Genomic DNA, 3,722 nt, shown 5'->3' on the forward strand with positions numbered 1-3,722 from the left:
GCCGCGGCCCGCGCGGCGGGGCTGCCGGGTCGGCGCCGCTGCGTCCAGCCCTCGATGATCCGCTGCCGCCCCTCGCGGATGGCCAGCGCGCCCGGCGGCACGTCCTCCCGGATGACGGATCCGGCGCCCGTGTAGGCGCCGTCCCCGACGGTGACCGGGGCGACGAGCATCGTGTCACTGCCGATGCGAACGTCGGAGCCGATGACGGTGCGGTGCTTGGCGACGCCGTCGTAGTTCACGAAGACGGTCGTGCAGCCGATGTTGCTCCGCTCGCCGACGATCGCGTCGCCGACGTAGGCGAGATGGGGGACCTTCGTGTGGTCGCCGAACTCGGCGGCCTTCGTCTCGACGAAGGATCCGATCTTGCCCTCGCGGCCGAGCCGGGTGCCGGGGCGCAGGTGGCTGTAGGGGCCGACGACGGCGCCGGCGCCGATCTCGGCCCGGTCGGCGGTGGTCCGCACGACGTTCGCCGCCGCGCCGACGATCGTGTCCGTGAGGGTGCACTCGGGGCCGACGGTGGCGCCGCGTGCCAGGTGGGTGCGCCCGTGCAGGAACGTGTTGGGGGCGATCGTCGTGTCCGGCTCCAGGGTGACGTCCGCGTCGATCCAGGTGGAGGGCGGATCCACGACGGTGGTGCCGGCCTTCATCGCCGCGAGGACGATCCGGTCGCGCAGCGCCCGACCGGCGGCGGCGAGCTGGATCCGGTCGTTGACCCCGGCGGCCTCGACCGGGTCGGCGACGACCCTCGCCGCCACCGGGCCGCCGTCGCCGACCAGTAGCCCGACGACGTCGGTCAGATACTCCTCGCCCTGGGCGTTCTCCCTGGTCAGCCGGGACAGCGCGGCCTCGAGCGGGCCGGCACGGAACGCGTAGACGCCGGTGTTGATCTCCCGAATGGCGGCCGTGGCCGCGTCGGCGTCGCGGTGCTCGATGATCGCCCGGACCCCGCCCGTGGCGTCGCGCACGACCCGGCCGTAGCCGGTGGCGTCGTCGAGGACGGCGGTCAGCACGGTCGCCTCGGCGCGCCTGGCCTGGTGATGGTCGAGGAGGGCGGTCAGCGTCTCCCCGGTGAGCAGCGGGGTGTCGCCGGGGAGCACGACCACCGTGTCGTCGGGGGCGAGCCCGTCGAGCGCCGCCAGGGCGACCCGGACGGCGTGGCCGGTGCCATGCTGGCGGTCCTGCACGGCGGTGACGACCGCGGGGACCTGCTCGGCCAGCATCGCCGCGACCTGCTCCCGGCCGTGGCCGACGACGACGGCGGTGCGGGGCGCGCCGAGGGCGCCGGCGGCGTGCAGCACGTGCCCGAGAAGGGTTCGCCCGGCGATGCTGTGCAGCACCTTCGGTGTCGTCGAGCGCATCCGTCGACCCTCGCCCGCTGCCAGAATGATGACGGCGGCCGGACGTGATGATGTCACGCGATCTCCCGAATCTTCGGCCTGCACGACGATGGGGCGACGGGCACCACACTACCGCGGCCTGTCGACCGGCCCGGGGGAGGTAACGGTTGCCGGTAACAGCCGGGCGCCACCGTCGGGGATCAGAGTCGCCGGGGGACCAGGGTCGCCGGGGGAACACAACCGCCGAGGGAACAGAGTCGCCGGGGACCAGGGCCCCCGGGGGAACACGCCGGCCGGCGGGAACGACCCGACCGGATCCTCGCCGAGGCGTTTGGCCAATCGGGAAGAAAGGGGAACGGCGGCGGTCCGGCCGGCGCGGCGGTACTTCCCTGCAATTCTTTGTGATGGTATTACTGGTAGTACTCCGGTAGTGCTCCGCCGCCACGACTCGAACGTGGACTAAGAGAACCAAAATCTCCTGTGCTGCCGATTACACTACGGCGGACCGCGGGGAAAACATGCCAACTCTACCATCGTGGGGTGGCTCGGAAGGTAAAAGTAGGGTCGCGGACCACTGTCCCGCGGGTCGGGCCGCGCTGCGGTCCCCGCCGGCCCAGCACACCCCGATGCATCGGGCTCCCGCGGAGATCGGGACACTCCACACCACCGCCGCGTCGTTGCGGGGCATGCCGCCCGGGGTGGATGGCGTCGGGTGTCGCAGTGCGGTCGCCATCAGAGGTGGCCCCGGTGAAGACACCGATGGGGCGGGTACCCCCACGAGACGTAGACCTTTCGGGCGGGCACCGGTTGGCGAGTGGACGGCGGTGTCGGCAGGCCGGGCGGGCGGGCCGCCATCCTGGGTGGCCCGTTTGCGTGGTGGACGTCGGCAATGGGGACTGTTGTCACATCGGCGGGCTACCGTGACCAGTGGAGTGCCGGCGCAGTGGACCTGCCGCGATGGACGGGACGAGGCGATGACCGCTACCGACACGGTGACCCCGAGCGAAAATCGGGCGCCGGATGACGACCGGGAAACGACTGCGGGGCAGGCTGTCGGCCACGCCGATCCCGCCAACGGCCGGGGCAACGCCACCAGGCCCAGGTCGATGGCGAAGGCTCGGGCCGAACAGATCATCATGGTGACGACGATCATCGTTCCGCTTGTCGCGGTGGTCGCCGCGATACCCGCGCTGTGGGGTCGGTGGATCTCCTGGCATGACGTCGTCCTTGCCCTGATCTTCTATGCCATCAGCGGGCACGGAGTGACGGTCGGATTCCACCGCTATTTCACCCACCGTGGTTTCAAGACGTCCCGGCCGGTGCGCGTGGCGCTCGCCGTCGCCGGCAACATGGCGATCGAGGGCCCGGTGATCCGCTGGGTGGCGGACCACCGCCGCCACCACGCCTTCAGCGACGCCGAGGGCGACCCGCACTCGCCGTGGCGCTACGGCCCTGGCACCTGGTCGATGATGAAGGGCCTGTACCACGCCCACGTCGGCTGGCTGTTCGACGTCGAGCAGACCGACCAGCGCCGCTTCGCCCCCGACCTGCTCGACGACCCGGACATCGTGAAGGTCAGCCGCTCGTTCGCCGCCTGCGCCTTCGTCAGCCTGGCCGCGCCGGCGATCATCGGCGGCCTCTGGGGCGGCTCGATCGAGGCGGCCGCGCAGGCGTTCTTCTGGGCGGGCCTCGTCCGGGTCGCCACCCTCCACCACGTCACCTGGTCGGTGAACAGCATCTGCCACGTGCTCGGCTCCCGGCCGTACCGGTCGCGGGACCGTTCGACGAACGTCTGGCCGCTGGCGCTGCTGTCCATGGGCGAGTCCTGGCACAACCTGCACCACGCCGAGCCGACCTCGGCCCGCCACGGCGTGCGTCCCTGGCAGATCGACACCAGTTTCTACATCATCAAGTTGATGGAGACGCTGCACCTGGTCTGGGACGTACGTTGGCCCGACCAGGCCCGCCTCGCCGCCAAGCGCGTTCCCGCCGACGTCACCGCCTGAGCCCGGCCTCCCACCGCATCCGGTGGCGGCGGCCAGGTCCCGCCCCCGAGCTCGGGGACGGGGGCGGCGGCGTTGCTCGGGCCACCCGCCGCTCAGCCTTCCAGCTCGGCGGCGAGCGTGAGCCAGGCCTCCTCGGTGCCGTCCTTGTCGGCGACGACGGCGCGCAGCTCGGCGTCCAGGGCCAGCAGGCGCTCGTGGTCGGTCGCCGCCTCGGCGAGGGCGTGGTGGAGCTCCTGCTCCCGGCGGGTCAGCCGATCGAGGGCGCGTTCGAGGCGGGTCAGCTCCTTGCGGGCGGCCCGCAGCTCGCTGCTGGACCGAGACGGCCCGGTCACCGTGCCGGTGGGTGCCGCCGCCGCTGCCATGTTGGTCGCTGCCGGGC

General features: G+C 72.2%; 2 protein-coding genes and 1 pseudogene. 1 reads left to right on the top strand and 2 read right to left on the bottom strand.

Annotated features, from left to right (window positions below):
- A partial coding sequence (gene glmU, locus ND748_RS27740) for a bifunctional UDP-N-acetylglucosamine diphosphorylase/glucosamine-1-phosphate N-acetyltransferase GlmU (protein ID WP_308205746.1) occupies window positions 1-1,415 on the bottom strand: 1,415 nt, incomplete at its 3' end.
- Between the two features lie 896 nt (window positions 1,416-2,311).
- Here glmU and ND748_RS27745 point away from each other — a divergent pair.
- Window positions 2,312-3,343, top strand: coding sequence for an acyl-CoA desaturase (locus ND748_RS27745; protein WP_251749153.1), 1,032 nt, complete (start codon window positions 2,312-2,314; stop codon window positions 3,341-3,343).
- A gap of 92 nt (window positions 3,344-3,435) precedes the next feature.
- On the opposite strand, the pseudogene ND748_RS27750 reads toward ND748_RS27745, so the two are convergent.
- Window positions 3,436-3,722, bottom strand: a pseudogene (locus tag ND748_RS27750) (ABC transporter ATP-binding protein); the annotation flags it as partial.

This window comes from Frankia sp. AiPs1 (assembly GCF_023716945.1).
In the GTDB taxonomy this organism is placed as follows: Bacteria; Actinomycetota; Actinomycetes; order Frankiales; family Frankiaceae; genus Frankia.

What these genes read in the sequence shown, in the direction of transcription:
- ND748_RS27745 (WP_251749153.1), top strand. Translation starts at nt 2,312, where the DNA reads ATGACCGCTACCGACACGGTGACCCCGAGCGAAAATCGGGCGCCGGAT.